Source organism: Lentzea tibetensis, assembly GCF_007845675.1.
Lineage (GTDB): Bacteria > Actinomycetota > Actinomycetes > Mycobacteriales > Pseudonocardiaceae > Lentzea > Lentzea tibetensis.
This window is the reverse complement of record NZ_VOBR01000004.1, coordinates 312,497-339,296: the sequence shown is the minus strand read 5'-3', so window position 1 is coordinate 339,296 and position 26,800 is coordinate 312,497. Positions and strand designations below refer to the sequence as shown.

Genomic DNA, 26,800 nt, shown 5'->3' with positions numbered 1-26,800 from the left:
CCTGGGCCAGCAGTTCGACGTAGGCTGCGACCCGTGGCGCACGCTTTTGCCTCGCTCGAGACCGCAGGCCCGGTGGCCGTGTGGCTCATCGTGCTGAGCTTCGTCTTCTTCGAGTGCGCATTCATCTTCGGCCTGTTCCTGCCGGGTGACTCGCTGCTGTTCGCGGCCGGGGTCGTGCTGGCGCAGCACGGCAACGAGCTCAGCGCGTGGGGTCTGTCGGGCGCGGCCATGGTCGTCGCCGTCGTGGGCAACTGGGTCGGGTACTACGTCGGCAGGCACACCGGCACGCGGCTGCTCGCGCGGCGTGGCGGCAAGGTGCTGAACCGGCGGAACCTGAACAAGGCCCGCGACTTCCTCGACCGCCGCGGCTTCTGGGCCGTCGTGCTGGCGCGCTGGCTGCCGTGGGTGCGCACGCTCGCCCCGATGATCGCCGGCGCGGCGCGCATGGACGTCAAGCGGTTCACCGCGGCCACCACGATCGGTGCACTCGCCTGGGTGCCAACACTGGTGCTCGCCGGGTACTACGCGGCAGGGTTGCTCACGTCCATCCCGTGGCTGGAGACGGCCGCGGTCGTCGTCAGCGTCGCGTTCTTCGTCGGAGGTACCGGGTGGGGCATCTGGCGCTACCGGCAGGAGATGCACAAGCCGGTCGACGACATGGTGGACGTCTAGTCGTCGCACTGGTCGCACTGGCCACATCTGCTCTGGTCGCGGCGTGCACGAGCACGCCCGCTGCCGCGCCACCTCAGTCGAGGGAACCCGTGGAACCGTTCGTGCTCGAGACGTCCGCCAAGGGCGTGCGGGAGTGGAAGACCGACGACGAGCACATCGGGTTCGTCTACCGGCAGCAGAGCATCGACATGATCCTGACGCTCGGCAACAACACCGACGTCCAGCAGGAGCGGACCGAGATCAAGTTCGCCGTGGAGAACCTCGACGGCGAGGGCGACCTGAACGTCGACGGTGACGGCTGGACGTGCGCTGGCGACACCGAGATCACCTGCACGAGCACGCGATTCGTCGAGCCCGGCGGGATCTGGCCCGCGCTGCCGTTCACCATGAGCCACACCAAGGGCGGGCAGACCGAGGTCACCATCACGTGGGGCGACCTCACGCGATCCGTGATGTTCCGCTACGACACCAGCACCTGACCCGGCGCACTCCCAGGCACAACACGGAGCCAACGCGGAACGCCGTACGGTGGCCGGCATGCGTCCTCAGGCGCCACTGGCAGCGATGCTCGCCTTACTGCTCACCGCGTGTGGCAGCGCGCCCGCGGCCACCCCGAAGAACCCCGTGGAGAAGTTCTCGCTCGACACCGACGTGCCGGACGCGCGGCGGTTGTGGTCCGACGACACGCACATGGGGTTCGTCTACGACGAGCAGCCCATCGCGTTCCGGCTGAAGCTCGGCAACACGACCTCCGCACGGCAGGACAAGGCCCACGTCACGTTCAAGAGCGAGTACCCCGACGGCCAGGGCGACATCGTGGTCGGGGGCGAGGGCTGGCAGTGCACGGGCGACGCGTTCGTGAACACGTGCGACAGCACCGTTCAGGTCGAGCCCGACACCGCGTGGCCCGCTCTGTTGTTCACGATGCACCACACGAAAAAAGGGCAGAACCAGGTGACGATCACCTGGGGCGACATCACCAAGTACGTGTCTTTTCGGTACTCCTAGAGCACCTCGGTGATCAGCAGGTCCGCCGAGCCCTTCGACGAGTTGACCATCAGCGCGTTCACGTGGTCGGTGCCGTGCAGCACCCGCTCCTCGGCCTCGGACAGCGTCCGCCCGTACCGCAGGTGCCGGTCGATCAGCCGCTGCACCCGCACGTCCTCGTCGATGAACAGGAACCACGCCTCGTCCAGGATCATCCGGACGCGCTTCCACTTGTCGTAGTTGAGCAGCAGGTAGTTGCCCTCGGTCACGACGAGCGGGATCTCCGGCGGCACGGGTACCGCACCCGCGATGGGTTCCTCGATCTCGCGGCGGAACTCCGGCGCGTAGATCAGGTCGGGGCCTGCGGCCTTCAACCTGGCGAGCAGGTCGACGTAGCCGGGGATGTCGAACGTGTCGGGCGCGCCCTTGCGCTCCACCAGCCTCAACCGCTCCAGCTCGCGCTGCGCGAGGTGGAAGCCGTCCATCTCGACGAGCACCGCCGAGCCGTCGAGCGCCTCGACGAGACGGCGCGCGAGTGTGGACTTGCCGGAGCCGGGGGCTCCGCCGATGCCGAGGATCTTGCGTTCACCGGACACCGCCAATGCGCGTGCCCGGCCTAGCAGCTCGTCGAACCTGACCTGCTGTCCTGCCACCGTGCCAGCTCCCTAACCCAGTCCCCGACCGCACTGCCGACCCGAACCGCCGCGGCAGCGGACGCAGGCCCGATCGCCGCGACCGGGTCCGTTCCGCGGGCCAGTTCGAGCGCGTAGGCGCCGTGCCAGACGTCGCCTGCGCCGTTCGTGTCCTTCACGTCGACCGACGGGACCGGCACGGCACCCGTCACGCCGGAACGCGACCAGGTGACCGGGGCGGAGCCGTGGGTCCTGATCACCAGCGGCACGCCGCGGGCGTGCAGCTCGTCCTCCGAACGTTCGAAGTTCGACGAGCAGGCAGCCACGTCCACCAGCGGCAACAGGTGATCGAGGACAGGTTTCCAGCTCCCGGCGTCCAACACCACAGTCAGACCGCACCGTTTTGCGGACAAAGCAGCGGAAAGCGCCAGCGCAGGGTGGTGGCCGTCGACCAGCACGACGTCCGCGCGCGCCACCAGAGCGTCCGAATCGTCCACATGCGCCTCATGGGAACCGGCGTTGTGGGACACGACGACGCGCTCGCCGTCCGACTCCCGCACGACCACCATGCTCACCGGGGTGATACCCGTCACAGCACGCACGTCGACGGGTGCGAGTGCCGACACGACCGCCCCCGCGAGCGGGTCGTCGCCGAGCGCGGTCAGCAGCGTCGCCGACCCGCCGAGGGCCGCCACGGTGCGCGCCGCGTTGGCGGCCGGTCCGCCGGGCGCGTAGGACACCGACGACGACTGCACCTTCCGGCCGGGAGCGGGGAAGTCCGCGACCGTCTGGACGACGTCCAGAGTTGCCAGCCCGACACACAGCACGGCAGCCATCTGGCGATCCTCCAAACGGGTAAGGTCCCGCGCATGGTCACCATGCGGGATGTCGCGGCTCTCGCGGGGGTCTCCATCACCACGGTGTCACACGTGATCAACGAGACCAGATCGGTCGCGCTGGACACGCGCGACCGGGTCCAGAAGGCGATCGACGAGACCGGGTACACGGGCGACGCCATCGCGAGATCGCTGGTCATGGGCGGCACCAAGTCGTTGGGGCTCGCCGTTTCACTCGTGTCGCACCCGTACTTCGCCGAGCTGATCGCGGCCATCGAGAGCGAGGCGACCCTCAACGGGTACACGCTCGTGCTCATGGACACCCGTGACACACCGGAGTCCGAGCAGGCGGCCGTCCGCAAGCTCAGAGGCCGCCGCGTCGACGGGCTGCTGCTCACCCCGTCCGCGGGCGCCAGCGGCGTGGTGCTGCCGGAGCTGAAGCGGCTCGGCATCCCGACCGTGCTGGTCGACCGACTCACCGTCGCGAAGGACATCGACCAGGTCGGCCCGGAGAACGTGCAGGCGACGTCGTCGCTCGTCAGACACCTCGCCGAGCTGGGCCACCGGCGGATCGGCATCGTCTGCGGCAAGGCCGGTGTCGCGACGACCGAGGAGCGCATCCTCGGCTACCGGCTCGGACTCGGCCGCGCCGGACTCAAGTGGGACGAGGCGCTGGTGTCCAGCAACGGCTGGCTGGCGCCTCTGCTCGACCTCGAAGAACCCGCGACCGCAGTCGTCGCCGCTGATCACCTCGTGACGGTCGGCATGCTGCACGAGGCGCGGGCGCGCGGCCTGAAACTCGGCCACGACCTCGCGGTCGTCGCGTACGACGAGGTGGAGTGGGCGACGCTGATCGACCCGCCGCTGACGACGCTGGCGCAGCCCGTCGAGGAGATCGGCCGCACCGCCGTGCGACTGCTGCTGTCCCGCATCGCCGACCCCGACCGGCCGCCGGAGACGATCCGGCTCTCGCCGTCGTTGATGCACCGCCAGTCCTGCGGATGCTGATCACGGGCCTGGTCTCGGTGACCTTCCGCCAGCTGTCGGTCGAGGAGATCGGCGAGCTGGCCGCGGAGTGCGGGTTGCAGGCCGTCGAGTGGGGTGCGGACGTGCACGTGCCGCCGGGCGACTTCGCGGCCGCGCGCAGGGCGCTGGACACCGGGCTGAAGGTCGCCGCGTACGGCTCGTACTACCGCGCCGGTGTCACCGACCGGGCCGAGTTACCGGCGATTCTGGAGACCGCGGCCGAGCTGGACGCGCCGCTCGTCCGCGTGTGGGCGGGCACCTCGGGTTCCGAGGACGCCGAGCGCGGGCCGGTGATCGAGGCGTTGCAGCACGCCGTCGAGCACGCCGACGCGATGGGCACGAAGATCGCGCTGGAGTACCACCGCAACACGCTGACCGACACGCTCGACTCGACCGTGCAGCTGCTCGAAGAGGTTCCGGGCGTCGTGCCGTACTGGCAGCCGCGCGGTGGGCAGGACGTGTTCTCCGCGGTGCACGAGGTGCGCACGCTGGAACCCGTGACGGCGCACGTGTTCTCGTGGGGCCCCGGTGGCGGCAAGGACCGCCTGCCGCTGGCCGCGCGCAAGGACATGTGGCGCCCGGTGCTCACCGAGCTCGCGCGCGACGGCATCGACCGCAACGCGCTGCTGGAGTTCGTCGTCAACGACGACCCGGACCTGTTCCGCCAGGACGCCAAGGCGCTGCTGAGCTACATCCGCACGTCGTGACGTTCGAGCAGCGCCGCTGCTTCGAGGCACATCCAGCCACCGAGCTGTACGGACAGATCGCGCGCGTCCCGATCCACGGTCGGCTGCGCCCAGTCCGGCCCGAACAACGGCCCGCTGACGGCCATGGACCTGTTGAGCCACGCGGCTTCCGCTGACTGGTACACGAGTTCGGCGGCAAGACTGCCGACCTCACCCCGTTGCGGATCGAGCTCGGGGATCACGAGCGCCGCTTGTGCCAGGTAGCGCACGAGGATCCCGGCGAACAGCCCGCCGTCGCCGCCGCCGGCACCCTTGACCACGCCGTTGGTCGCCAGGTGGTCGTGCACCCCGGTGACCACGCGCGCGGCCCGGTCGAGCCACACCTCCGGCTGTCCGGACCGGCCGATCTCCACGCAGGCGCCGAGCAGAACCCCTTGGCAGTACGTGTAAACGTTCTTCTCGATCTCCCTGATCTCGCCGCTCGGGTGCACGTGCAGCCCGTCCCACGCGAGCCCAGTTCCCGGATCGACGAGGTGCTCCTCGATCCAGTCCACAGTGGACCGCGCTCTGGTGAGATCGCTGCGTTCACCGCCCGCGTTGGCGAGCCTGGCGAGGAAGATCGCGGCGGGCCCGTTGGCGGGGACGTTCTTGAAGTCGTCGTTGCGCCTCCACCAGATCCCGCCGCCCGCGTGGTCGGTCCAGCCGTCGCGGAGACGCCGCGCGATCGCGTCGATCGCCTTGGGCCTGACGACGTCGACCTCCTTGGCGGCGCGCAGCAGCGCCAGCCCGAGCCATGCGACGTCGTCGTAGAAGTCGTTGGTCCAGCTCGTGAGGTTCCGCACCCGGATGCCGCGCACGAGCCGCTGGACCACGTCCTTGCGCGCCCCGGTCGGCTTGCGGAGGTAGGCGTCGACCATGCAGTCCAGCAGGTGCGCCTGCCACCAGTAGTTGAACCGCACGTGCGTCCGGTCCCGCCAGTTCGGCGGCCACGCACCGGTGCCGAGCAACGTGCCCGGCATCCCCCACACGCGGCGCAGGTGCCTCGACTGCACCGCCCGCTCCGCAACGCCGGCTCGCGCCGCAAGCAGTTTCGCGATCACCACCGGGTCATCGTCGTCGCTTGAACGGTCAAGACGCCCGGTGAATCACCCAGTGGTACAGCGCCATCGCGACCGACGTCGTCAGGTTGTAGCTGGAAACCTTGTCCCGCATGGGAAGGCTGACGATCCGGTCGGCCCTGTGCCTCACTCGTTCGGACAGCCCGTGGCGCTCGCTGCCGAACGCGAGCACCGCGTCGTCCGGGATCGTGCCCTTCAGCAGTTCGCCGTCCGCGTCGAACGCGATCAGCTCTCGGTTGAGGTCGAGGCTCTCGGTCCTGGCCACCGGGAGCGCGAAGTGCAGACCGGCCGAGCCGCGCAGGACGTTGGGGTGCCACGGGTCCACGTCGCCGATCGACAGCACGCCTCCCGCGTCCAGCCCCGCGGCCACGCGGATCGCCGCGCCGAAGTTGCCCAGGTTGCGCGGGTTGTCCAGCAGGACGATCGGGGCGTTGCGGTCGAACGGCAGGTCCGGGCGTTCGGCGAAGCCCGCCACTCCGGTGGGGTGGGTGCGGCCGACGGTTTTCTTGAACTCGACCTCGTCGACCTCGGTGGCTCTCGTGGTGAGCTCGTCGAGCAGATCGGGTGCGTGCGACTCGGCGAGCTTCAGCAGGCCCGGCAGGCTCGTGGTGAGCAGGGGCCGCACGTCGCCGCCGAAGCGGAGCGCGTGCTTAACAGCGTGAAAGCCTTCGAGCAGCACGGGCGCCAGCATAGAAGCCGACCCACGAGATGATCACGATCGTGCCGAGCACGAGCTGGACGGTCACCGACGCGCTCTCCGGGTACCAGACACCGTCGATGTAGTGGTCGATGAACCCGGTCTCCAGCACCGGCATACCGGCGCGAGCGCGGAAGAAGTTCTCCCACACGGTGAGCGGACAGGTGACGTCGACCAACAGGCTGAGGATCGCCCACGCGCCGATCGCGAGATGCGGGTAGATCACGCCCCGCCACCGCCAGGCGAAGAAGCCGCCCAGCACGAGGAATGCCAGCAACGCGAAGTGCAGAGCCATGACCAGCTCGGCGAGCACTCGGGCCATCCGCACCACCCCTTCTCCAGGGTAGAGCGGATGGCCTGGAAGTGCTCTCGAGAAACCTCAGAGACCCAGATCGGCGAGATCGAGCAGGTAGCGGTAGGGCAGGCCCTCGGCCTCGATCGCCTCGCGGGCACCGGTGTTGCGGTCGACGACGGTCGCGACGCCCACCACGTTGGCGCCCGCCTCGCGCAGCGCCGACACGGCCGTCAGCACCGAGCTGCCGGTCGTCGAGGTGTCCTCGACGGCGAGCACGCGCTGGCCCGCCACGTCGATGCCCTCGATCTGGCGCTGCATGCCGTGCGCCTTGGCCGACTTGCGGACGACGAACGCGTCCAGCACGTCGCCTGCCGAGGCGGCGGCGTGCATCATCGCGTAGGCCACCGGGTCGGCGCCGAGCGTGAGACCGCCGACGGCGACGAAGTCCCAGTCGGTCGTGAGCTGGCGGAGCAACCTGCCGATCAGGGGCGCGGCCGCGTGGTGCAGCGTCGCCCGACGCAGGTCGATGTAGTAGTCCGCCTCTTTGCCGGAAGACAGGGTCACCTTGCCGTGCACGACGGCCAACTCGCTCACCAGGCGGGCCAGTTCGGCCTTCGCGCCCGCATCCAAGACCACTTCAGTACGCACAGGTCGTGAGCTTCGCACACGAAAGCATCTGGCGCCCGCATCGCCTCGTGCGACGTGACCCTTATCGCCCGCTGGGACTTCCGCGCCCTCGTTGTCCGCCGCCGTACGCGCCCACCAGCCCGCGCCGCAAGCCGTGCTCACGCAAGGGTCCCCGCCCAGGGGCACCCTGATTCCATTCTCCCAGCGAGCACCGACAATTCCGGCCCCTCACGCAGCGAGAGGCCGAAATTGGAGGAAAAGTCCAGCCACGGACCAGAGGCCTAGAAGGCGTCCTCGGTGAAGTCGCTCGGCGCGTCGTCGTCGAAGTCGCCGCGCGACCGCCGGGTGCGCGACTGGCCGGCCGCGACGATCTCGTCGAGGTTCTGGCCCTCCTTGATCGCCGTGTACGCGCGCTTCAGCGACGGCATGCTGCCGCGCATCGCCCGTTGCACCTCGGGATCGTTGACGGCCTTGCCGGACGCGATGTCCCGCCAGGACATCTCGCCCGAGTCCACCTTGCGCTGCAGGTCTTTCAGCGCGTTCGGCGCGGCGGACGAACGCGCGTACTTCTCGATCTCCGCCACGTCCGAAGGAGACAGGTCGGCGCCGCGGGTCTGCACCTTGGACGCTTCGAGAGCGACCTTCTCCAGCTGCGCGCCCTTGGCGTCGAGATCTTCCTGCCACGACTGCAACTGCTGACGCGCACTGTCGTACGGGAACGTCATTCCCCACCGCCCGAACTCGAAGAAGAGGGACTGTCCGCCCAGCGCGGTTCCTTCTCCGCGTCCTTGAACTTGCTGCGCGCCTTGTAGCCGTTCTTGGCGATGCCCCAGGCACCGCTGCCGACCGCGGACGTGCCGTCGCTGAACTTCTCCCTGCCGTCCTGGAACGCGTCGACCACGTCGAAGAAGTCGTTGGCGTCCCGCACGTCGGGGATCCGGGCCAGCGCGGTGCCCATCATCTTGATGCCGTTGATCATGCCCTTGACGCCCTCGATGAGCGTCTGGATCGACTGGATGATCTTGCGGATCTGGTCGACGATGTTGACCACGTCGTAGACCATCCACACCGCGCGGCCCCAGCCGACGATGGGGATCCACGCGGTCATCGCGGCCTTCATCAGCTTGTCGCAGACCTTGTCGAGCAGGCCCAGCGCGAGCTTCGCGGCCGACCGGCAGGTGCTCGCCATGTTCTTGAACCGGTCGCCGATGAACTTCGCGACCTGCGAGTCCCACTCGATCGCCGTCGTCCACGTGCGGCGCATCCGGTTCTCGAAGCTCTGCGCCGCGCCGCCGTCCCAGTGCGGCGAGAGCTCCTCGATGCCGTTGTTCACGTTGTGCCGCACGGCGTCCAGCGACTTGGCGATGCGGTCCCACGCGGCCGCGTTGGCGTCGATCTTCTCGAAGTCGCCGGTGAGCGGCATGATCAGATCGCGGATGAGGTCGTCGCCGGTGACCTCCTGGTAGATCCAGTTGACGCCCTGGATCTTCCATCCGGCGGCCTCGATCAGCTCCTTGACGGTCTGCCGTCCCGGCCGGTCCTCGGCGGGCGCGCGCAGCGCGACGTTCGGATCCTCGAGGTCCTGATAGCCGTTGCAGACTCCGCCAGTCACTGGCCCACCCCCAGGAAGCGCTCCAGCCAGGACGGGGCCTCCATCTTGCCGCCGGCGGTGTCGATCAGGCAGACGCCGATCTCGTCCGCCTTCTCGTAGGCGTTGGCCGACTTCACCAGCGTTTCGGCGTCCTGGGTCATCTTCTTGTTGGCGGCCTCCAGGGTCTCGCCGTAGAGCTGCGCCACCCCGATCACGACGGGGTCGAGCAGCGACAGCAGCCCGGTGAACCCGGACGTGTCCCCACCCTTGACGATCGCGTGCTCGCGGATCGTCAGGAAGTGCTCAGCCTGACGTTCGAGCAGCCCGCTGTACCCGCGCAGCTCATCAGGCACGACTCTGAAAGCTTCGTCCATGGGCCCTCAGACGCCTGACCTCTATGTGTGGTTCCTTCGCATTTGGCCCAATAATGTCCGTTTATCAGGTACGGCCGCGACCACCGGCGAAGCGTGAGGCCATTCGGCGTACGAGCGCCCGCGGCAGGACCTTCGTGATGGTCACGATCGCCTTGTACTGGAAGCCGGGGATCGACAGGACCTTGCCCTTGCGCAGGTCGAGCAGCGCCTGGTGCACGAGCCGGTCGGCGTCGACGTACAGCCAGGACGGGGTCGACGACATGTCGATGTTCGCGCGCTTGTGGAACTCGGTGCGCACGAAGCCGGGGCAGAGCGCCATGATCCGCACACCGGAGTCGCCGACGGCGAGCGACATGCCCTCGGAGAACGACGTCACCCACGCCTTGTCCGCGCTGTAGCTGGTGCCGCGGCCCGGCAGGAACGACGCGACGCTGGACACGTTGATCACGTCACCGCGGCGGCGCTCGACCATGCCGGGGATCGCGGCGCGGCACAGCCGCAGGACGGTCGCGACGTTGACGTCGAGCTGGGCCTGGAGCTTCTCCACGTCGGCCGCGAAGAACTCGCCCGAGTTCGCGAAGCCGGCGTTGTTCACGAGGAGGTCGACGGGCGACTCGGCGAGCCTGGCCTCGACCTTGGCCCGGTCGGTCGCGTCGGACAGGTCGGCGGGCAGCACGTCGACGTGCACGCCGTGCCGTTCGCGGAGCTGGGCGGCGAGGTCCTCGAGGCTCGACGCCGTGCGGGCGACCAGCACCAGGTCGTTCCCCTCGGCGGCAAGCCGCCTCGCGAATGCCGCTCCGATCCCGACGGTCGCTCCGGTTACCAGCGCAGTAGGCATGCCCTGACGCTAATGGAGAGACCGCCGGGTTCGAAGCGTGCGGTCATCTCCGGATCTGCTTCGCCGGACGGCGAAGAACCGCGACGCGCAGCATCAGACCGGAGATGAGCAGTGCGGCGCCACCGAAGAGCATCCAGCCGACAGACGCACCGGTGTTCGCCAGGACCACAACGGATCCGGTCCCGGCTGCGGCCGGGACGGTGATGACTTTTGCTCCGTACATCGTGGTTCCTCCAACGGGTCAGTAGGACTCACGACGGCGTGCGAGTACTACGCCTGAGGCGTCACCCGGCGGGGCGACATCCCGGGCAAGGGGCATCCGCACGGACTATCTGTTTTGGAAGCTAATCTTTTACACAGGGTTAACTGTGATCCAGGTCACATTCGACCGGGTGAGGTTAGAACTCAACTCTGCTTGCGGCCGAACGAGGGACGGTAGATCTCCCCGCCGGGCTCGTTGTCCGGCTCGACGTCCACGTCCACGTCGACGGCCACCTCGGGCTCGGCCTCCGCGTCGAACGGGTCGACGACGTCGGCGAGCTCACCCAGGTCGCGCAGCAGGCGTTCGATCCTGGCCGGACTGGAGTTGGGTGCCGCGGCGGCGAGGACCCAGTCGCCCTCGAACCAGACCACGGTCACGTCGCCGCCGATCTCCTCGGCCGCGTCGATCAGGTCGGGCGTGATCAGCTTGCGCGCGGCGGGCACGTCCGTGACGAACGCGTACCGCGAGCCGACCGGCCCGAGCAGGTCCGGCATCTTCTCGCGCTGGAACGGCACGGTGGACAGCCACAGCTCGATGACCACGGGCAGAGCGCGCCGGCAGCGGACGCCGACCAGCACGGAGTTGACCTTGCCGCCGGTCTCGTGGTCCAGGACGTACACGCCACGACGGCCGTCCGCGGTGAAGGTCGAGCCCGCGACGACGTCCCGCGCGAGGCCGGTGCCGTAGTAGGCGATCGCCCCCGCTTCCCACCGTGTTGGCAGCACGTGGTCCGTTTCCTCGAACTGCCAGCCGCGCAACGCCGCCCACCGGCGCCGCTCGCGATTGCGAGCGGTGCGCTGTGCACGGTCGGTCGCGAGCAGCGCGAAACCCGCGACGCCAGCTACGGCGGCGACGGTGAACCAGACCCACGCCGGAATGCCCACACGTGGAGGGTAGTGGTTGCGGGCCTCAATACGAAGATCACTTTCCCGCGTGGTGCGCGAAGTCGTTACCCGAGGTGGCGCGAGCCGACTGTCGCGTATGGAGACGCCGCGGTACCCCATTGGTGCTTTTCGGCGGTATCGCGCAGGTGAGGCGAACGCGATCGGCACGCGGTCCGTTGTGCTGACATGACCGCCACCTTCCCCTTCACCACACCGCACACCCTCGACGAAGATCCCGAAGCACTCCGGCTGCTGGAGCAGGGGCCGGTCGTGCTCGCTCGGATGGGCCCGACCGAGATCCACCTCGCGCTCAGCTACCACGCCGTCCGCCAGGTGCTGACCGACAACCGGTTCAGCCGCGAGGAGGCCACGAAACCGGGCGGGCCGGTCTACATCCCGTCCGCGTCGAACCCGCTGGTGCTCACGAGCCTCGACCCGCCGCGGCACAACCGGGTGCGCAAGCTGATGGCGCAGACGTTCAGCCCGCGCATGGTCGACGGGCTCGCGCCGCGGGTCCAGTCCATCGTCGACGAACTGCTCGACGCGCTCGAGTCGCCCGCCGACCTCGTGCAAGGTCTCACCAGGCCGTTGCCGATCATGGTCATCTGCGAGTTGCTCGGCGTGCCGTACACCGACCGGCAGAAGATCCACGTCTGGTCGCAGACGCTGATGAGCGTCACGCTGCCGCCGGACGAGCTCAAGACGGCCGAGCGGGAGATCCAGGCGTACCTGCTGGAGCAGGCCGAGGTGAAGCGGCACGAGCCGGACGGCGCGCTGATCTCGGAGCTGGTGCGGGTCAACGACGCGGAAGGCCACCTCACGAACGACGAGATGGCGTCGAACCTGCAGATGCTGCTCTCGGCGGGACACGAGACGACGGTCAACCAGATCGGCAGCTTCACCGCGACGCTGCTGCGCCACCCCGACCAGCTCCAGCTGCTGCGCGACGACCCGTCGCTGATCGGCAAGGCGGTCGAGGAGCTGCTGCGCTTCGCCCGCCTCACGAGCGCGCTGCTGCCGAGGGTCACCACGGAGGACGTGGTGCTGGAGGGCGTCGAGATCCCGAAGGGCGCGGCGGTGCTGCCGATCATCGCGGCCGCGAATCGCGACCCTTCCGTCTACCCGGAGCCGCACCAGCTGGACATCCGGCGGGACGGACCCGCGCCGCACACCGCGCTCGGCCACGGGCCGCACTTCTGCCTCGGCGCCCACCTGGCCAGGCTGGAGATCCGGACCGCGCTCACGACGTTGTTCCGGCGCTTCCCGAACCTCGCACTGGCGACGGACGACCTGCCCTACGACGAACGCAGGGCAGGCCGCACGCTCACGGCGTTGCCGGTGACCTGGTAGCACCCACGATCAGGCCCGAGTTGTCGTCGAGCACGTCGACCCTGACCGTGTCGCCGTCGCGGACCTCGCCGGCGAGCAGCTCCTTCGCGAGCTGGTCGCCGATCGAGGACTGCACCAGCCTGCGCAACGGCCGCGCCCCGTAGACGGGGTCGAAACCGTTGAGCGCCAACCAGTCCCGCGCGGACGGCGTGACGTCCAGCGTCAGCCTCCGCGCGGACAGGCGCTTGCCGAGCCGCTCGATCTGGATGTCCACGATGGACGTCAGCTCCTCGGTCGCGAGCGAGTGGAACACCACGACGTCGTCGAGCCGGTTGAGGAACTCGGGCTTGAAGTGCCGCTGCACCACGGCCATCACGGCGTCGCGGCGCTCCAGCTCGTCGAGCGACGGGTCGGCGATGGCCAGCGAGCCGAGGTTCGACGTCAGCACCAGGATGGTGTTGCGGAAGTCGACCGTTCGGCCCTGGCCGTCGGTGAGACGACCGTCGTCCAGCACCTGGAGCAGCACGTCGAACACGTCCGGGTGCGCCTTCTCCACCTCGTCCAGCAGCACGACCGAGTACGGCCTGCGCCGGACGGACTCGGTGAGCTGGCCGCCCTGGTCGTAGCCGACGTAGCCGGGAGGCGCGCCGAGCAGCCGCGCGACCGAGTGCTTCTCGGAGTACTCGCTCATGTCGATGCGGATCATCGCCCGCTCGTCGTCGAACAGGAACTCCGCCAGCGCCTTCGCCAGCTCGGTCTTGCCGACGCCGGTCGGGCCGAGGAACAGGAACGAGCCGGTCGGCCGGTCCGGGTCCGCGACACCGGCGCGCGACCGGCGCACCGCGTCCGACACCACGCGCACGGCCTCGGCCTGCCCGATGACGCGGCGGGCCAGCTCGTCCTCCATGCGCAGCAGTTTGACGGTCTCGCCCTCCAGCAGCCTGCCTGCCGGGATGCCGGTCCACGCCGACACGACGTCCGCGACGTCGTCCGGGCCGACCTCCTCCTTCAGCATCACCGAATCGTCCTGAGTGGACTGGGTGGCGACCTCGAGCTCCTTCTCCAGCGCGGGAATCCGGCCGTAGCGCAGCTCGGCGGCACGGCCGAGGTCGCCGTCGCGCTCGGCGCGTTCCGACTCGCCGCGCAGCGACTCCAGCTGTCCCTTCAGCACGCGGACCTTGTCGATCGAGCCCTTCTCGTTCTGCCAGCGCGCGGTCAGCCCGGACAGCGTCTCGCGCTTCTCCGCCAGCTCCTGGCGCAACGCCGTCAGCCGTTGCATCGACGCCGGGTCGGACTCCTTCGCCAGCGCCATCTCCTCGATCTCGAGGCGGCGCACGGCGCGTTCCACCGTGTCGATCTCCACCGGCCGCGAGTCGATCTCCATGCGCAGCCGGGACGCGGCCTCGTCGACGAGGTCGATCGCCTTGTCCGGCAGGAAGCGCGCGGTGATGTAGCGGTCGGACAGCGTCGCGGCGGCGACCAGCGCGGCGTCGGTGATGCGCACGCCGTGGTGCACCTCGTAGCGCTCCTTGAGGCCGCGCAGGATGCCGACGGTGTCCTCGACGCTCGGCTCGCCGACCAGCACCTGCTGGAACCGCCGCTCCAGCGCCGGGTCCTTCTCGATGCGCTCGCGGTACTCGTCCAGCGTCGTCGCGCCGACCATCCGCAGCTCGCCGCGGGCGAGCATCGGCTTGATCATGTTGCCGGCGTCCATCGCGCTCTCGCCCGTGGCGCCCGCACCGACGATCGTGTGCAGCTCGTCGATGAACGTGATGACCTGGCCCGCGGAGTCGGTGATCTCCTTGAGCACGGCCTTCAGCCGCTCCTCGAACTCGCCGCGGTACTTGGCGCCCGCGACCATCGAGCCGAGGTCGAGCGAGACGACCTTCTTGCCGCGCAACGACTCCGGCACGTCACCCGCGACGACGCGCTGCGCGAGGCCCTCGACGATGGCGGTCTTGCCGACGCCGGGCTCGCCGATGAGGACCGGGTTGTTCTTGGTGCGCCGGGACAGCACCTGCACGACGCGGCGGATCTCCGCGTCCCTGCCGATCACCGGGTCGAGCTCGCCCTTGCGGGCCCGCTCGGTGAGGTCGACGCCGTACTTGTCCAGCGCGCGGAAGGTGCCTTCTGGGTCCGGCGACGACACCCGGCCCGAACCGCGGACGTGCACGAACGCCTCGCGGATCGCCTCCGGCGTCGCGCCGTGCCTGCGCAGCAGGTCCGCCACCTGGCCGCCGTACTGCGCGAGCCCGGCGAGCAGGTGCTCGGTCGAGACGTACTCGTCGCCCATCTCGGTGGCGAGCTCCTGCGCCCTGCTCAGCACGCGCGCGGCGTCGCGGGACAGCTGGGGAGCCGAGACCGTGGTGCCGGACGCGCTCGGCAACGACCGGGACAGCTGCTCCAGCTCCTTGCGCACGAGCGTGGGATCAGCGCCGACCGCGGACAGCAGCGGCGCGGTCAGCCCGTCGGTCTGGGCGAGCAGCGCGCTGAGCAGGTGCACGGAGCTGACGTCCGGGTGCCCGCCGACCGTCGCCGCCTGCACCGCGGCCGACACGGCCTGCTGGGTCTTCGTCGTCGGGTTGAAAGCGTCCATTCCTCCACCTCGTGGTCAGCCTTGCGCAAGCACCGTCATCCCGCACAACGTCAGAAAAGTTGAGTCAGTTCCACTCAACTATGAAGAAGTGACCGAGGTGACTCTCGGTTCCCATATCCTTACCCGATGTCGGACGGCCACCACCGGGAAGCCGTGCGGGAACTGACGGCATTGATCAAGCGCTTCCCGCTGGACGAGCGGCCCGTCGAACAGCTGATGCGGACCTACCAGCGGCTCGGGCAGCGCAGGGAGGCGCTGGACGCCTTCCACCGGCTGCAGGCCAGGCTGGCGCTCGACAGCGGCCGCGCGCCGAGCGCCCGGCTGCGGCGGCTGCACGACGAGATCCAGGACGACGAGATCCCGGTGCTGGACCAGCTGCCCGCGGACGTCGCGCACTTCGTCGGGCGCACCGAGCTGCTGGAGCGGCTGGACGCGCCCACCGGGGCCACGGTGATCACCGGGCAGGCCGGCGTCGGCAAGACGGCGCTCGCCGTGCACTGGGCGAACCGGTTCCGCAGCGCCTTCCCCGGTGGCCAGCTGTACCTGAACCTGCACGGCTACGACAACGGTGAGCCGCTCAGCGCCGCGGACGCGCTGAAGCTCTCCCTGCACGCGCTGGGCGTGCCGCCGGCCATGGTCCCGGACGCGGTGCAGGCCCGCGCGACGCTGTTCCGGTCGCTGCTCGCCAGACGGCGCGTGCTGGTCGTGCTCGACAACGCCGCACGTGCCGACCAGGTCCTGCCGCTGCTGGTCGCACCGCACGAGAACGCCGTCGTGATCACCAGCCGCGACCCGCTCGGCTCGCTGCCGGACGTCAGCCACATCCACCTGGGCCTGCTCGAGGTCCACGAGTCGCAGCTGCTGCTCAAGCACCTGCTCGGCGCGAGCCGGGTCGACGCGGAGCCGGAGGCCGCCGACGAGCTGGCGTGGGCGTGCGGCCACCTGCCGCTGGCGCTGCGGGTCGTCGCGGGCGAGCTCGCGGCCACGCCGGACCGGCTGATCGCCGATGCCGTGGCGGAGCTGGCTCGCTCCACCGCGGACCGGACGGCGGCCGCGCTGGACCTCGCGTACGACAGGCTGCCCGCGGGAGCGCGCACATTGCTGCGGTGCATCGGGTGCGCGCCGATCGCCGACGTCACGGTCGAAGCCGCGTCCGCGCTGCTCGGGGCACCCGCGTCCCGGCCGCTGGCCACGTTGTCCGACACGCACTTCGTCACGCTGCACCAACCCGGCCGGTACCGGGTGCACGACCTCGTGCACGTGTTCGCGGCCGCCCGGTCCGCGGCCGAGGACAGCAGAGCGGACCAGGACGCCGCGCTCGCCCGCTGGCTCGACCACCAGACCGCCGCCGTCGACGCGGCGGGCACCGCGCTGTCGCCGACGTTCAAGCGGCTGCCGCGGCCTCGTGCGGCGGACGCACCGGCGTTCCCCGACGGGAAGAGCGCGTCGGCCTGGTTGGCGGACGAGCACCAGAACCTGATGGGTGCCGTCACGTGGGCGGGCGGCAACGGCTTCGACGCGGCGTGCGCCCACCTGGTCGACGCGCTGCGGGGCTGCTTCTGGCTGACGCAGGATCTGACGGACTGGATTCGCGCGGGCGAGACGGGGCTGGCGGCGGCCGAACGCGACGGCGACCCCCGGCTGCGAGCCGCCATGCACCGCAACCTCGGGCTCGCGACGTACGCGCTCGGCAGGATCGACGAGTCGACCGATCACCACGACCGGGCGTTGGCGCTGTTCGAGCAGCTCGACGACCGGCCGGGCATCACGTCCACCCTGATCAGCCTCTGCCTCGGCGACAAGGGCGCCAACCTGGCGGCGGCGCGGCGACTCGAAAGGGCCATCGCCATCGCCGTCGAGGACGGCAACGTCACCACCCAGATCATCGCGTTGGGCAACCTGGGGATCACCCAGCTGCGGCTGGGCACGCCGCAGCTGATCATCGACACCGCGCGGCGGTGCATGGAGCTCTGCTCGCCCGCCGAACCCCGGCAGTGGGCATCGGGGCTGCAAATTCTGGGATGGGCGCATCTCGACCTGGGAGGTCTCGAACGAGCGCAGGACCACCTGCACGAGGCGCTCGAGATCCACAGCGCCTGCGGCAACCGCACCGACGGGCTGCACTGCCTCACCACGCTCGGGCTGGTGCTCCTGCGCGCGGGCGACACCGACCGCGCGGTGGCGTTGTTCCGGCTGGCGCTCGAGGAGACCGAGCAGCTCGGCGCGCGCCGCCGGGTCGCGAACGCGCTCGGCGGGCTCGCCGAGGCGCAGGTCTTCACGAACCCCGCGGAGGCGCTCGACCTGGCCGAACAGGCGTTGCGCCTCTACCGCGACCTCTCGGACATCGGCAACCTGGTCGGCACCCTCGTCGTGCTCACCGACGTCCACCTGGCGCTCGCTGATCCGGACGCGGCCGCCGGCTGCGCCGAGGAAGCGGTCGTGCTGACCGAGAAGTACGAGGTCGGCAGGCACACCGGTCGTGCGCTGCACGCACGGGCGGCCGTCGCGCTCGCGCGGCAGGACCACGAACAGGCGCGGACAGCGGTGTCACGCGCGCTCGACCGGCACCGGAGCACCGGCCAGCGGCTGCACGAGGTCGACGACCTCATGCTGCTCGCCGAGGTGCTCCGGCTGACCGGGGACGGACGTGCGGCCGACGAGCACGAGGCCGCGGCGAGCCGGCTGTGCGCTGAGGCGGCCGGCTCGCACGCGCCCGGTGTGCTGCGTGCCGCGTGGGTCAGGACCAGGGGCCGACTTCAGCCGTGGTGAGCGGGGCCCGCCGCGGGTGCGCCCACCACGCCGACGCCTCGATCGCGCCGATGTCCGGCGGGGACAAGCGCTTGCGGCCCTGCACGTCCTCGCGCGGATAGCCGGATGCACCCGCGCGCAGCGCCGGGCTGTGCCAGCCAGGCCGGAGCAGTCCGTCCCTGCGCACCAGCTTCGGGTCGGCCTGCAGGAAGCCCGGTCCCGTGACGCCCGGCTCGCCGCCGAACAGCAGGTTGCCCCGGTAGGTCGGCGTGGTGACGGTCGCCGCGTTGCCGATGTTCAGCCCGCCCGCGTGGACCAGGTTGTTGACGAACGTCAGGTTGTCCGGCGGCTTCACACCACCGCCGAAGTCGACGGCGCGCCCGGTGGTGATGAACGTGTTGCCCGCGACGAGCGCGTTGCGCACCTGCGCGTGCCCGGTGAACGGGCCCGACGGCGGCACGCCCGGCGGCGGGTTGCCCGGCTTCTCGTCGCCGGGGAACAGCAGGAAGGCGTCCTCGACGGTCTCCACGTAGTTGTTGTAGATCTTGTGGTCGTCCTCGCTGAGCCGGATGCCGTGCGCGGCCTTCACGCCGTCCGCGAAGATGAAGTTGCCGTAGATCTCGTTGGACTGACCGGCCCTGATGTTGATCTCGCCGGTGGACGCGCGCACGGTGTTGTAGCGGAAGACGTTCGCCGAGCTCTTGAGCGACAGGACCTCCTGGTCGCCGTTGCAGCGGACGATCAGGTTGTACTCGAACACGGTGAGCGCGTGGAAGTAGTCGCCGGGCGGGCCGAAGCCGCCGACCCGCAGCGCCTCGCCGCCCTGGATGCCGTCCGCGAGGTCGTGCAGGTAGTTGTGGTCGACCCGCGTGCGCGTCGGCGTGTACGGGTTCTTGCCTATCTGGATCATGTGGCCCATCTGCGCCTTCGGGCCCATCTCGTTGTGGTCGACCCGGTTCCGGTCGCCCTTCTGCCCGTGCAGCTGCACGTACTCGGCGGCCGACGAGGTGAACTTGCTGCGGGTGATCCGCGAGCCGACCGTGTCCGCCAGGCGGAAGTTCGCGCTGCCGGTGAAGGTGAAGCCCTCCACCGTCACGTTCGAGCCGGTGACGATGACCGTGCCCGCGGCGAAGCCCGCGCCCAAGCGCTTGCGCGCCTTGAGGTGCACGCCTTCCGCGGCGATCGTCAGCGCGGTGTACGTCCCGTTCTCGGCGATCACGCAGTTGCCGGGTTTCGCGGTTTCGGCGGCGAGTGCGGCGTCCGTCGACACGGCCGTGCAACGGCCTGCCTGTGCGGTACCGGGGATGAGGAGACTTGCGAGGATCGCGGCTGCCAACAGCCTCATGTCACGCCCTCTCACAAAAGAGGTGGCGGTGCGGCCAGGCTAGCGCATGATCAGGCTCATGACGTCTGAGATCCACAGCTTCACGATCGACTGCTCGAACGCCTACGAACTCGGCACCTGGTGGAGCGAGGTGCTCGACAAGCCGCTCGCCGACGACGACCACCCCGGCGACCCCGAGGTGCTGATCGCGATGCCGGCCGGCCCGCCACTGCTGTTCATCGAGGTGCCGGAGCGCAAGACGGTGAAGAACCGCCTCCACCTCGACCTGCAGCCGCTGGTTCCCCGTGATCAGGAGGTCGAACGGGTGCTGGCGCTCGGCGCGACCGTCGTGGACGACCAGCGCAAGCCCGACGGCACGGGCTGGGTCGTGATGGCGGACCCGGAGGGCAACGAGTTCTGCATCTTGCGCAGCGCAGCCGAACGCGCCGCGACCTCCTGATTACCGTCAGCCGTGCGCCGCTTCACTTCCATTCCAAAGGTGGCGCGGTGCACAGCTGATTCACGCCTGATGGCGCAAATGCCCCGAACGGGTCACAAGCTTCGCGGTCCTCCGCTTAGCCGGGGTAAACCGCGGTTTCACCCTTGGTCACGTGGCTGGTTTGGGCCGCATCTTGGTGCGACTCCGATGCGAGGAAAGCATCGATACGACTGCGGCCTTGGATCGTGGCGCCTGAGTAGTTGTTGATCGCTCACCAAATGTCGATGTAACCACGTCGGCGAGTTCCGCTGGGACTGGAGGGGACCAGTTGGTCCAACGGTCCAAATGCCCGCGATCAAGCCCTACAATGTGCGCAGCGCTCGCAACAGGGTCAATTGTGCCACGCATGGCCTTTTCGATTGCCTTAATGAACCAAATTGCCTGCTCAGTACCAACCGGTACTGGTTCCTTTTTGTTCCAACCTCGTGCGGATATCTGCTTGAACAGGCTGCGCGCATGGTCAGCATCGATCACACCAAGGCTCCGGAAGCGGGTCACCAAGGCCTTGATTGAGATCCCCCAGTGTTCCTTGATTCGAGCGAGGGTCTGCAGGGTCACTCGCCCACCGAGACGTTCAAGCGCTTCGAGCATTGCATCTCCAGGAGCAAGAAAAGCACCTGCGAATGCGTTTGCTTGCTTCTCGATCTGACTTGCTTCCTCGGCGCTCGTTGGAGCGCTCTGACTCATGTGAAGAGCTAGATGACCGAGTTCGTGGGCAACTGTCCATCGCTGCCGATCTCCCGGAACCGGTACTCCGTCAGAGGTCAAACGCCCTAGACAGATCATGCCGATGCGATTAGCACGCACCGAAAGCCCAATATGACGTCCCACTTCATCAGACATCGGTAGAACAACGCAACCTAGCCGTTCTGCAGCACGAATCGAGTTGCCGACTACATCACCTTCACCAAGTCCAGCCGCAACACGAACTTCCATGGCGAATTCCTCGATCGCAGACTGATCCATGAGATCGCCCGTGAAATGGGGAATTGAATCTTGCAGGAGCTTCAGATCCAGCCCGACGATGGCTTCCATCGCCGTGGTGCAATCATCAACAATCTGATCGACAGTGCGCTTAGGTGCGTCAGCATAGGCCCGCAACCACGGTCGCGTCGTCGGAGCTAGCTCCACGGCCGAAGTCAGGAAGTTTGGCGTACACCCCAGCACCTCACCAATGCCCGATAGAACATCACCGGGTATCGACATGCGGCCGTTCTCCAACTTTGATACCGAACCCGAAGCGATTCCGACCCTCTTGGCGAAATCGTCTTGCCCTAGGCCCGACACGTGCCGCAACCGTCGGATGCGCTGTCCCACGAGTGCCTGCGACACCACGGTGAATCATCCCCTCTTGATCACGATGACTAACGAGGCCGAGTTTGTCACGCTCCAAGATCGTCCCGAGCGTCGCCCATGTCCTCGTCGTCCACATCAAGGTCCAGACCTTCGTCAGACGGTGTGAAGCCGCCGCCAAAGGGACTTCCACCACCGAGCAGCAACGGGCGCCCGAGCAAGAGCCGCCCAGGACTCCCAGGTTCGATGCCGTAGATTTCGGCGACAAAGACGTCCGCGATCAAGCCGTCGTCGCCGGGGACCCAGCCGAACACCCACGACTCCAGAGGGAAGAGACTCTCCTCCTCCACCACGCCGAGGCTGGACTCGGTCGACACTGTGACGACGAAGCTCTCGCTTGCGTCTCGGTGCGCCTTGCGCACCCGGTAGCGGTGTCGCTCTCCAATCAGTTCGCGCCCACTGCCGTTCACAGGGTTGAAGCTGAGGCTGACCTGACTCGCAGCGCTGCCGATAGCGTCCAGGACCATATCGCGCAGCAGCGCGCTCCGTGTTGCACCGCTACCGAAAGATGAATCTGCTTCGAGTGCAACATCGACCCGGTACCCGCGCTCCTCAACCGCCTCGCGAAGGTCGAGGGCGATGACGTCCAACTGTCGACGCTCGCCATCACTAGGGAGTGACATAGTCGATGAGCATATTCTGACGAATGTCACTCGTCAACTCGGCGCGCCGCACGAGTTGATTGTCGCCGGCAGACACGCTCGATCGTCTCCTCGATCACGATCAGGGTGCACGATCAGGAGGTCGAACGGGTGCTGGCGCTCGGCGCGACCGTCGTGGACGACCAGCGCAAGCCCGACGGCACGGGCTGGGTCGTGATGGCGGACCCGGAGGGCAACGAGTTCTGCATCTTGCGCAGCGCAGCCGAACGCGCCGCGACCTCCTGATTACCGTCACCCACACGTACCAACAGCTTGTCCACAGCGGTTGCGGAGTTGTCCACAATCCGCAGTTCGGCATCCACAGGTGAAGCAAGCTCAGTGTCCACTGTGCGTGCACCAGCCCCCGGCTGGGTGACATCGACCGACGTCCGGAGTGGTGACTCCTTGATCAACAGGACCGCGATGACGGTGAGCACGGCCAGGCCGGCGGCGATGAGGAAGAGCTCGCCCATCGCGTCGCCGTAGTCGTCGCGCACCTCGGCGGTCAGAGAGCCGAGCGTCTTCGTGCTCACGTGGCTCGCGAGGATCGCGCCGAGCACGGAGACGCCGGCCGTCCCGCCGAGCGAGCGGAGGAACGTCGCGGTCGAGCTGGCGACGCCCAGGTCGGACAGGCTGACGCCGTTCTGCACGGCCAGCACGAGGTTCTGCATCGTCAACCCGACCCCGACGCCCACCAGCAGCAGGTAGCCGCCCATCAGCACGAGGTTCGTGCGGTGGTCGATCGTGCCGAGCAGCGCGAGTCCGACGACCAGCGAGAACGCGCCGGTGACCAGGTAGCCCTTCCACCTGCCGTGCTTGGAGATCAGCTGGCCGGACACCGTCGACGAGATGCTCAGCCCGAGCACCAGCGGCACGGTCAGCAGACCCGCCTTCGTCGGCGAGAAGCCGCGGGAGATCTGGAAGTACTGCCCCATGAACACGCTCGCGCCGAACATGGCCGTGCCGACCGCGATGCCGCCGAGCATCGCGAGCAGCACCGCGCGGTTGCGGAACAGGTGCAGCGGGATGACCGGTGAGCTGGCCCGGCGTTCGACGAAGTAGGCGAGCACGAGCAGCGCGGCCGCAGCCGTGACGTAGCCGAGGCTCTTGGCAGACATCCAGGCGAAGTCCTTGCCCGCGAAGCTGACCCAGAGGAGCAAGAGGCTGACGGCGCCGGTGATGAGCGTGGCGCCCAGGTAGTCGATCTTGACGTGCCGCTTGGTGGTCGGGAGGTGCAGGGTGCGCGCGAGGATGGTGAGCGCGCCGATCGAGAGCGGGACGCAGACGAAGAAGCACCAGCGCCAGCCCAGCCACGGCGAGTCGACCAGGAAGCCGCCCACCAGCGGGCCGCCCACGGTGCCCGCGGCGATGACCATGCCGGTGTAGCCGCTGTAGCGACCCCGTTCCCGCGGGCTGATCATCGCGCCGACGATCACCTGGGCCAGCGCCTGGACGCCGCCCATGCCGAGGCCCTGGACCGTGCGGAACGCGATCAGCTGGGTCATGTCCTGGCTGAAGCCGGCGAGCACCGAGCCGATCGTGAAGATCGTGATGCTGACCTGCATCAGGAGCTTCTTGCTGAACAGGTCGGACAGCTTGCCCCAGATCGGCGTGCTCGCCGTGGAAGCCAGGAGCATCGCGGTGATCACCCAGGTGTACTGGGTCTGGGTACCGCCCAGCTCAGCCAGGATCGTCGGGAGCGCGTTGGCGACGATCGTCGAGCTCAGGATCGCGACCAGCAGGGCGACCCAGAGGCCCGACAGCGCCTCGCGGATCTCCCGATGCCTGTTCAAGCACACACCTCCGGTTAGTTCGTGTGAAACAACTATATCCGGAGATAGTTAGCTAGGGCAACTTGTTGTGGGTCACTTACCGGTCGGCCTTCACCCCGAAGTAGTCGCCACCCTTGCGCTTGACGTCGTCCGTGCCCCAGTCGCGGGTCCGGTCGACGGCCACCATGCGCGGGATGTGCTTGCGGCAGTGGATGTACGCCTCCTGAATCTCGACGACGACCCACCGCTCGGCCTTCGGGTCCGCCCGGCCGGTGAACTCGGCGGCCTCGACGATGCGCGCACGTCCGTTCACGTGCAGCCCGATGAGGTCCCGCGTGAAGTCGACCATGAGCATGCCGACGTGCGGGTTCTCCTTGATGTTGCCGAGGCTCGCCATGACGCCGTTGCCGCGGTACTCCGGGTAGGCCACGCGCCGGTCGTCCAGCACCTGGATGAACCCCGGTTGCCCCGATCTCAAGGTCGCGTCGCACTCCCCGTCCGCGTCGGCTGTGGAGATGAACGCCAGCTCCATCCTGCGGATGAAGGTGGCCATCGCCGGGTTGAGCCGATCCAGAACCTGGTCCGCGTAGAACTTTGTGGCGCGCTCCTCCGTATTAAAGGCAGATTGGAGGAAATGCTCGCCCAGCGAACCGGGTCGGACGGCGCAGTCGGGTGAGGTGGTGGCAGTCAGGTCAGACGGGGACACACGCGTGAGCGTCGCACGCAAGGCTCGATCAAGGTACTTCTCGCATCGCATAATCAACCAGTTGCGGGAACAACCAACTGCGGAGCGTAACCAGACTGCACTCGAAGGTGGCATCAAGGACCCACAGGCCTGTTCGACGGGTTACTGTCCACCCTGTCGGGGGACGGATGCTTGACGAGGACTATCGCGCCTTGCTGGCGCCAATCAGAACGTGGAGACTGCGCGCGGACCATGACTGCGAACGCTGTGCTGAGCCCCATCCCGACCCCGCCACACCGCGAGCCGCCACCCGGTGTCACCGCAATGGTGCGCATGATCCGGGAGAGCTTCGCGGTGGTGGAGCCGCATGCTGAAGAGGTAGCGAAGTTCTTCTACGGCATGCTCTTCTCCCTGTCGCCCGCCACCCGCGAGATGTTCCCCGCGAACATGGAGGTGCAGCGCAGCCGCCTGCTGCGCGCCCTCGTGCACGTGGTGCAGATGGTGGACCGCCCGGACGACCTCATCCCCTTCCTCCGCCAACTCGGCCGCGACCACCGCAAGTTCGGTGTGGTCAGCGCCCACTACGAAGCCGTCGGCACCGCCCTGCTGTCGGCGGTCAAGAAGTTCGCGGGCGCCTCGTGGACGCCGAAGGTCGAGATGGCCTGGGCCGAGGCCTACACGATCATGGCCCGCGCCATGCAGGAGGCCGCCGAGGCCGACAACGGCCCCGCCTACTGGCACGCGACGGTGCTGGAGCACCAGCGCGTCTCGTGGGACCTCGCGGTCGTGCGCCTGCAGCCCGACCACCCGGTGTCCTACCGCGCCGGTCAGTACGTCTCGGTCGAGACACCGCAGCGCAAGCGCCTGTGGCGTTACTACTCACCCGCCAACGCACCGCGCGAGGACGGGATCATCGAGTTCCACGTGCGCTCCGTCGACGGCGGCTGGGTGTCGCGCTCGGTCGTCGGCCACACGCAGGCCGGTGACACGTGGCGCATCGGCCCGCCGATGGGCCGCCTGTCGGTCGACCGGACCGCGGGCACCGACATCCTGATGGTCGCGGGCGGCACCGGTGTCGCACCGATGCACGCGATCATCGACGAGATGGCGCAGTTCGGCGAGAACCCGCGCGTGCACCTGTTCTACGGCGGACGAACACGCGAGGACCTCTACGACCTGGACAACCTGCAGCGGATCGCCACCACCAACCCGTGGCTGACGGTCGTACCGGTGCTGGAGTCCGACCCCGGTGCCCGCGGGGTCGAACAGGGCACGCTGGCCGACGTCGTGACGCGGTACGGCGCGTGGGAGGAGCGGGACGTGCTCGTGTGCGGCTCGCCGGCCATGATCCGTTCGACGGTGTCGCGCATGCTGGTCGCGGGCACGCCTCTCGACAAGATCAAGTACGACCCCTTCACACTGGACTGATGGATTTCCTGGACACGACACGAGCGGGCTGGGACACCGCGGCTGTCGGGTATGCGGAGATGTACGCCGGAGAGCTCGAAGGCATGCCGCTGTGGCGCGCTTTGTTCGCCGCGTTCGCCGAACTCGTCGACGGCCCAGTCGTCGAGGTCGGCAGCGGCCCCGGATGCACGACCGCGCACCTCAGCTCGCTCGGGCTGGACGTGTCCGGCATCGACCTGTCGCCGGAGATGGTGGCCGTCGCCTCCCGGCAGCACCCCGATCTGCGCTTCACCGTGGGCTCGATGACCGCGCTGGACCTGCCGGACGCCGGCCTGGCCGGGCTGGTGGCGTGGTACTCGATCATCAACATCCCGCCCGTGCACCTGCCGGGCGTGTTCGCCGAGTTCCACCGCGTGCTGGCGCCCGGCGGGCACGTGCTGCTGGGGTTTCAGGTTCGCGATGAGCCCAAGCACCTGACGTCGGCGTTCGGGCACGAGATTTCGCTGGTGTTCCAGGCGTTGTCGCCCGAGTTCGTCGTGCCGATGCTCGTTGATGCCGGGTTCGTCGAGGTGGCCCGGATGTTGTGCGCGCCCGACGAGAAGATCGCGACGCCGACCGCGCATCTGTTGTTCCGCAAGGGGTAGCGCCGCGGGACATCACGCGCGTGGGCAGGCCTGCCGTGCCTCGCCTGCGCCCGCGCCCCGCACCACCCGCACACGCGCGAGCGCCCGCGCATCACGCGCGACCTGCCGCGCCCGCGTCACGCCTGCCGCGTCGTGCCCGCGTCACGCGTCACCGCTGCACCCAACGCCGCCAACTGCTTCGGCCTCGGCACCACTCCGCCGCAACGCCCTGCCCGGTCCGCCTCACCACTCGAGCCATCCGCCATCCCCGCTCCGCCGCCCGCGATTTCCGTATTCA

At 68.6% G+C, this 26,800-nt stretch carries 27 protein-coding genes and 2 pseudogenes; 11 read left to right on the top strand and 18 right to left on the bottom strand.

The window, feature by feature from the left end:
• The first annotated feature begins 33 nt into the window (after positions 1-33).
• The 3 genes from FKR81_RS07995 (at position 34) to FKR81_RS07985 (ending at position 1,680) form a co-directional block, all read left to right on the top strand.
• Entirely contained in the window at positions 34-672 is a 639-nt protein-coding gene (locus tag FKR81_RS07995; protein ID WP_235921383.1) for a DedA family protein, read from the top strand.
• Between the two features lie 89 nt (positions 673-761).
• A complete protein-coding gene (locus FKR81_RS07990; protein WP_146350276.1) occupies positions 762-1,151 on the top strand; it encodes a hypothetical protein in 390 nt (129 codons plus the stop codon).
• A 58-nt stretch (positions 1,152-1,209) separates the two neighbouring features.
• The gene (locus FKR81_RS07985; RefSeq protein WP_146350275.1) at positions 1,210-1,680 is read left to right on the top strand and encodes a hypothetical protein; all 471 of its coding nucleotides are present in this window, start codon (positions 1,210-1,212) and stop codon (positions 1,678-1,680) included.
• Here FKR81_RS07985 and FKR81_RS07980 read toward each other — a convergent pair.
• Both FKR81_RS07980 and FKR81_RS07975 read right to left on the bottom strand, forming a co-directional pair.
• Positions 1,677-2,312, bottom strand: a complete 636-nt coding sequence (locus FKR81_RS07980) for a nucleoside/nucleotide kinase family protein (RefSeq protein WP_146350274.1) — start codon at positions 2,310-2,312, stop codon at positions 1,677-1,679. The two genes, FKR81_RS07985 and FKR81_RS07980, sit on opposite strands and share 4 nt — an antisense overlap.
• Complete coding sequence (locus tag FKR81_RS07975; RefSeq protein ID WP_146350273.1) at positions 2,276-3,127, bottom strand: PfkB family carbohydrate kinase; 852 nt, start codon at positions 3,125-3,127, stop codon at positions 2,276-2,278. Before FKR81_RS07975 ends, FKR81_RS07980 begins: the two co-directional genes overlap by 37 nt.
• 33 nt (positions 3,128-3,160) lie before the next feature.
• Between FKR81_RS07975 and FKR81_RS07970 the strand changes: the two genes are divergently transcribed.
• Positions 3,161-4,135: a LacI family DNA-binding transcriptional regulator gene (locus tag FKR81_RS07970; protein ID WP_146350272.1), complete on the top strand. Its 975-nt coding sequence runs from the start codon at positions 3,161-3,163 to the stop codon at positions 4,133-4,135.
• The gene (locus FKR81_RS07965) at positions 4,129-4,860 is read left to right on the top strand and encodes a sugar phosphate isomerase/epimerase family protein (RefSeq protein WP_146350271.1); all 732 of its coding nucleotides are present in this window, start codon (positions 4,129-4,131) and stop codon (positions 4,858-4,860) included. The genes FKR81_RS07970 and FKR81_RS07965 overlap by 7 nt, the downstream gene beginning before the upstream one ends.
• On the opposite strand, the gene FKR81_RS07960 is transcribed toward FKR81_RS07965, so the two are convergent.
• The 10 genes from FKR81_RS07960 to FKR81_RS07915 form a co-directional block, all read right to left on the bottom strand.
• Entirely contained in the window at positions 4,842-5,942 is a 1,101-nt protein-coding gene (locus FKR81_RS07960) for a glycoside hydrolase family 76 protein (protein ID WP_146350270.1), read from the bottom strand. The genes FKR81_RS07965 and FKR81_RS07960 overlap by 19 nt on opposite strands.
• 25 nt (positions 5,943-5,967) lie before the next feature.
• Positions 5,968-6,636 carry a TrmH family RNA methyltransferase gene (locus tag FKR81_RS07955; protein ID WP_235921382.1) on the bottom strand — a complete coding sequence of 223 codons (669 nt, stop codon included), beginning with the start codon at positions 6,634-6,636 and terminating at the stop codon, positions 5,968-5,970.
• A complete protein-coding gene (locus FKR81_RS07950; RefSeq protein ID WP_146350268.1) occupies positions 6,608-6,976 on the bottom strand; it encodes a DUF2784 domain-containing protein in 369 nt (122 codons plus the stop codon). The genes FKR81_RS07955 and FKR81_RS07950 overlap by 29 nt, the downstream gene beginning before the upstream one ends.
• Positions 6,977-7,033: 57 nt before the next feature.
• Positions 7,034-7,585, bottom strand: coding sequence for an orotate phosphoribosyltransferase (gene pyrE / locus FKR81_RS07945; protein WP_146350417.1), 552 nt, complete (start codon positions 7,583-7,585; stop codon positions 7,034-7,036).
• 272 nt (positions 7,586-7,857) lie between these two features.
• The gene (locus tag FKR81_RS07940) at positions 7,858-8,301 is read right to left on the bottom strand and encodes a hypothetical protein (RefSeq protein ID WP_146350267.1); all 444 of its coding nucleotides are present in this window, start codon (positions 8,299-8,301) and stop codon (positions 7,858-7,860) included.
• The gene (locus FKR81_RS07935; RefSeq protein ID WP_146350266.1) at positions 8,298-9,188 is read right to left on the bottom strand and encodes a WXG100 family type VII secretion target; all 891 of its coding nucleotides are present in this window, start codon (positions 9,186-9,188) and stop codon (positions 8,298-8,300) included. The genes FKR81_RS07940 and FKR81_RS07935 overlap by 4 nt, the downstream gene beginning before the upstream one ends.
• Positions 9,185-9,520 (bottom strand): hypothetical protein, encoded by a 336-nt coding sequence (locus FKR81_RS07930; protein WP_186762829.1) that lies wholly within the window; start codon positions 9,518-9,520, stop codon positions 9,185-9,187. The genes FKR81_RS07935 and FKR81_RS07930 overlap by 4 nt, the downstream gene beginning before the upstream one ends.
• 85 nt (positions 9,521-9,605) lie before the next feature.
• Positions 9,606-10,379, bottom strand: coding sequence for an SDR family NAD(P)-dependent oxidoreductase (locus tag FKR81_RS07925; RefSeq protein ID WP_146350265.1), 774 nt, complete (start codon positions 10,377-10,379; stop codon positions 9,606-9,608).
• Between the two features lie 43 nt (positions 10,380-10,422).
• On the bottom strand, positions 10,423-10,602 hold the full coding sequence (locus FKR81_RS07920) for a peptidase (protein WP_146350264.1): 180 nt from the start codon (positions 10,600-10,602) through the stop codon (positions 10,423-10,425).
• 182 nt (positions 10,603-10,784) lie between these two features.
• Positions 10,785-11,525, bottom strand: a complete 741-nt coding sequence (locus FKR81_RS07915) for a type III secretion system chaperone family protein (protein ID WP_146350263.1) — start codon at positions 11,523-11,525, stop codon at positions 10,785-10,787.
• Between the two features lie 186 nt (positions 11,526-11,711).
• On the opposite strand from FKR81_RS07915, the gene FKR81_RS07910 reads away from it, so the two are divergent.
• Positions 11,712-12,875 carry a cytochrome P450 gene (locus tag FKR81_RS07910; protein ID WP_146350262.1) on the top strand — a complete coding sequence of 388 codons (1,164 nt, stop codon included), beginning with the start codon at positions 11,712-11,714 and terminating at the stop codon, positions 12,873-12,875.
• On the opposite strand, the gene clpB is transcribed toward FKR81_RS07910, so the two are convergent.
• Positions 12,850-15,450, bottom strand: coding sequence for an ATP-dependent chaperone ClpB (gene clpB, locus FKR81_RS07905; protein ID WP_146350261.1), 2,601 nt, complete (start codon positions 15,448-15,450; stop codon positions 12,850-12,852). The two genes, FKR81_RS07910 and clpB, sit on opposite strands and share 26 nt — an antisense overlap.
• A 126-nt stretch (positions 15,451-15,576) precedes the next feature.
• On the opposite strand from clpB, the gene FKR81_RS07900 reads away from it, so the two are divergent.
• The gene (locus FKR81_RS07900) at positions 15,577-18,219 is read left to right on the top strand and encodes an ATP-binding protein (RefSeq protein ID WP_146350260.1); all 2,643 of its coding nucleotides are present in this window, start codon (positions 15,577-15,579) and stop codon (positions 18,217-18,219) included.
• Here FKR81_RS07900 and FKR81_RS07895 read toward each other — a convergent pair.
• The gene (locus FKR81_RS07895; protein WP_146350259.1) at positions 18,188-19,543 is read right to left on the bottom strand and encodes a chondroitinase-B domain-containing protein; all 1,356 of its coding nucleotides are present in this window, start codon (positions 19,541-19,543) and stop codon (positions 18,188-18,190) included. The two genes, FKR81_RS07900 and FKR81_RS07895, sit on opposite strands and share 32 nt — an antisense overlap.
• A 58-nt stretch (positions 19,544-19,601) precedes the next feature.
• Between FKR81_RS07895 and FKR81_RS07890 the strand changes: the two genes are divergently transcribed.
• Positions 19,602-19,982: a VOC family protein gene (locus FKR81_RS07890; RefSeq protein ID WP_146350258.1), complete on the top strand. Its 381-nt coding sequence runs from the start codon at positions 19,602-19,604 to the stop codon at positions 19,980-19,982.
• A gap of 147 nt (positions 19,983-20,129) precedes the next feature.
• On the opposite strand, the gene FKR81_RS07885 is transcribed toward FKR81_RS07890, so the two are convergent.
• Positions 20,130-21,338, bottom strand: a complete 1,209-nt coding sequence (locus tag FKR81_RS07885; protein ID WP_268891543.1) for a helix-turn-helix domain-containing protein — start codon at positions 21,336-21,338, stop codon at positions 20,130-20,132.
• Between the two features lie 65 nt (positions 21,339-21,403).
• Entirely contained in the window at positions 21,404-21,964 is a 561-nt protein-coding gene (locus tag FKR81_RS07880; RefSeq protein WP_146350256.1) for a hypothetical protein, read from the bottom strand.
• A 144-nt stretch (positions 21,965-22,108) separates the two neighbouring features.
• Between FKR81_RS07880 and FKR81_RS44895 the strand changes: the two are divergent.
• Positions 22,109-22,261, top strand: a pseudogene (locus tag FKR81_RS44895) (VOC family protein); the annotation flags it as partial.
• A 332-nt stretch (positions 22,262-22,593) separates the two neighbouring features.
• Here FKR81_RS44895 and FKR81_RS07870 read toward each other — a convergent pair.
• Together FKR81_RS07870 and FKR81_RS07865 are read right to left on the bottom strand one after the other, a co-directional pair.
• Positions 22,594-23,814, bottom strand: a pseudogene (locus FKR81_RS07870) (MFS transporter); the annotation flags it as partial.
• 70 nt (positions 23,815-23,884) lie between these two features.
• Positions 23,885-24,340: a pyridoxamine 5'-phosphate oxidase family protein gene (locus tag FKR81_RS07865; RefSeq protein WP_328593132.1), complete on the bottom strand. Its 456-nt coding sequence runs from the start codon at positions 24,338-24,340 to the stop codon at positions 23,885-23,887.
• Between the two features lie 456 nt (positions 24,341-24,796).
• Here FKR81_RS07865 and FKR81_RS07860 point away from each other — a divergent pair, with 456 nt between their 5' ends.
• On the top strand, positions 24,797-25,900 hold the full coding sequence (locus FKR81_RS07860; protein ID WP_146350416.1) for an FAD-binding oxidoreductase: 1,104 nt from the start codon (positions 24,797-24,799) through the stop codon (positions 25,898-25,900).
• Positions 25,900-26,523 carry a class I SAM-dependent DNA methyltransferase gene (locus FKR81_RS07855; protein ID WP_146350254.1) on the top strand — a complete coding sequence of 208 codons (624 nt, stop codon included), beginning with the start codon at positions 25,900-25,902 and terminating at the stop codon, positions 26,521-26,523. Before FKR81_RS07860 ends, FKR81_RS07855 begins: the two co-directional genes overlap by 1 nt.
• The last annotated feature ends 277 nt before the right edge of the window (positions 26,524-26,800 follow it).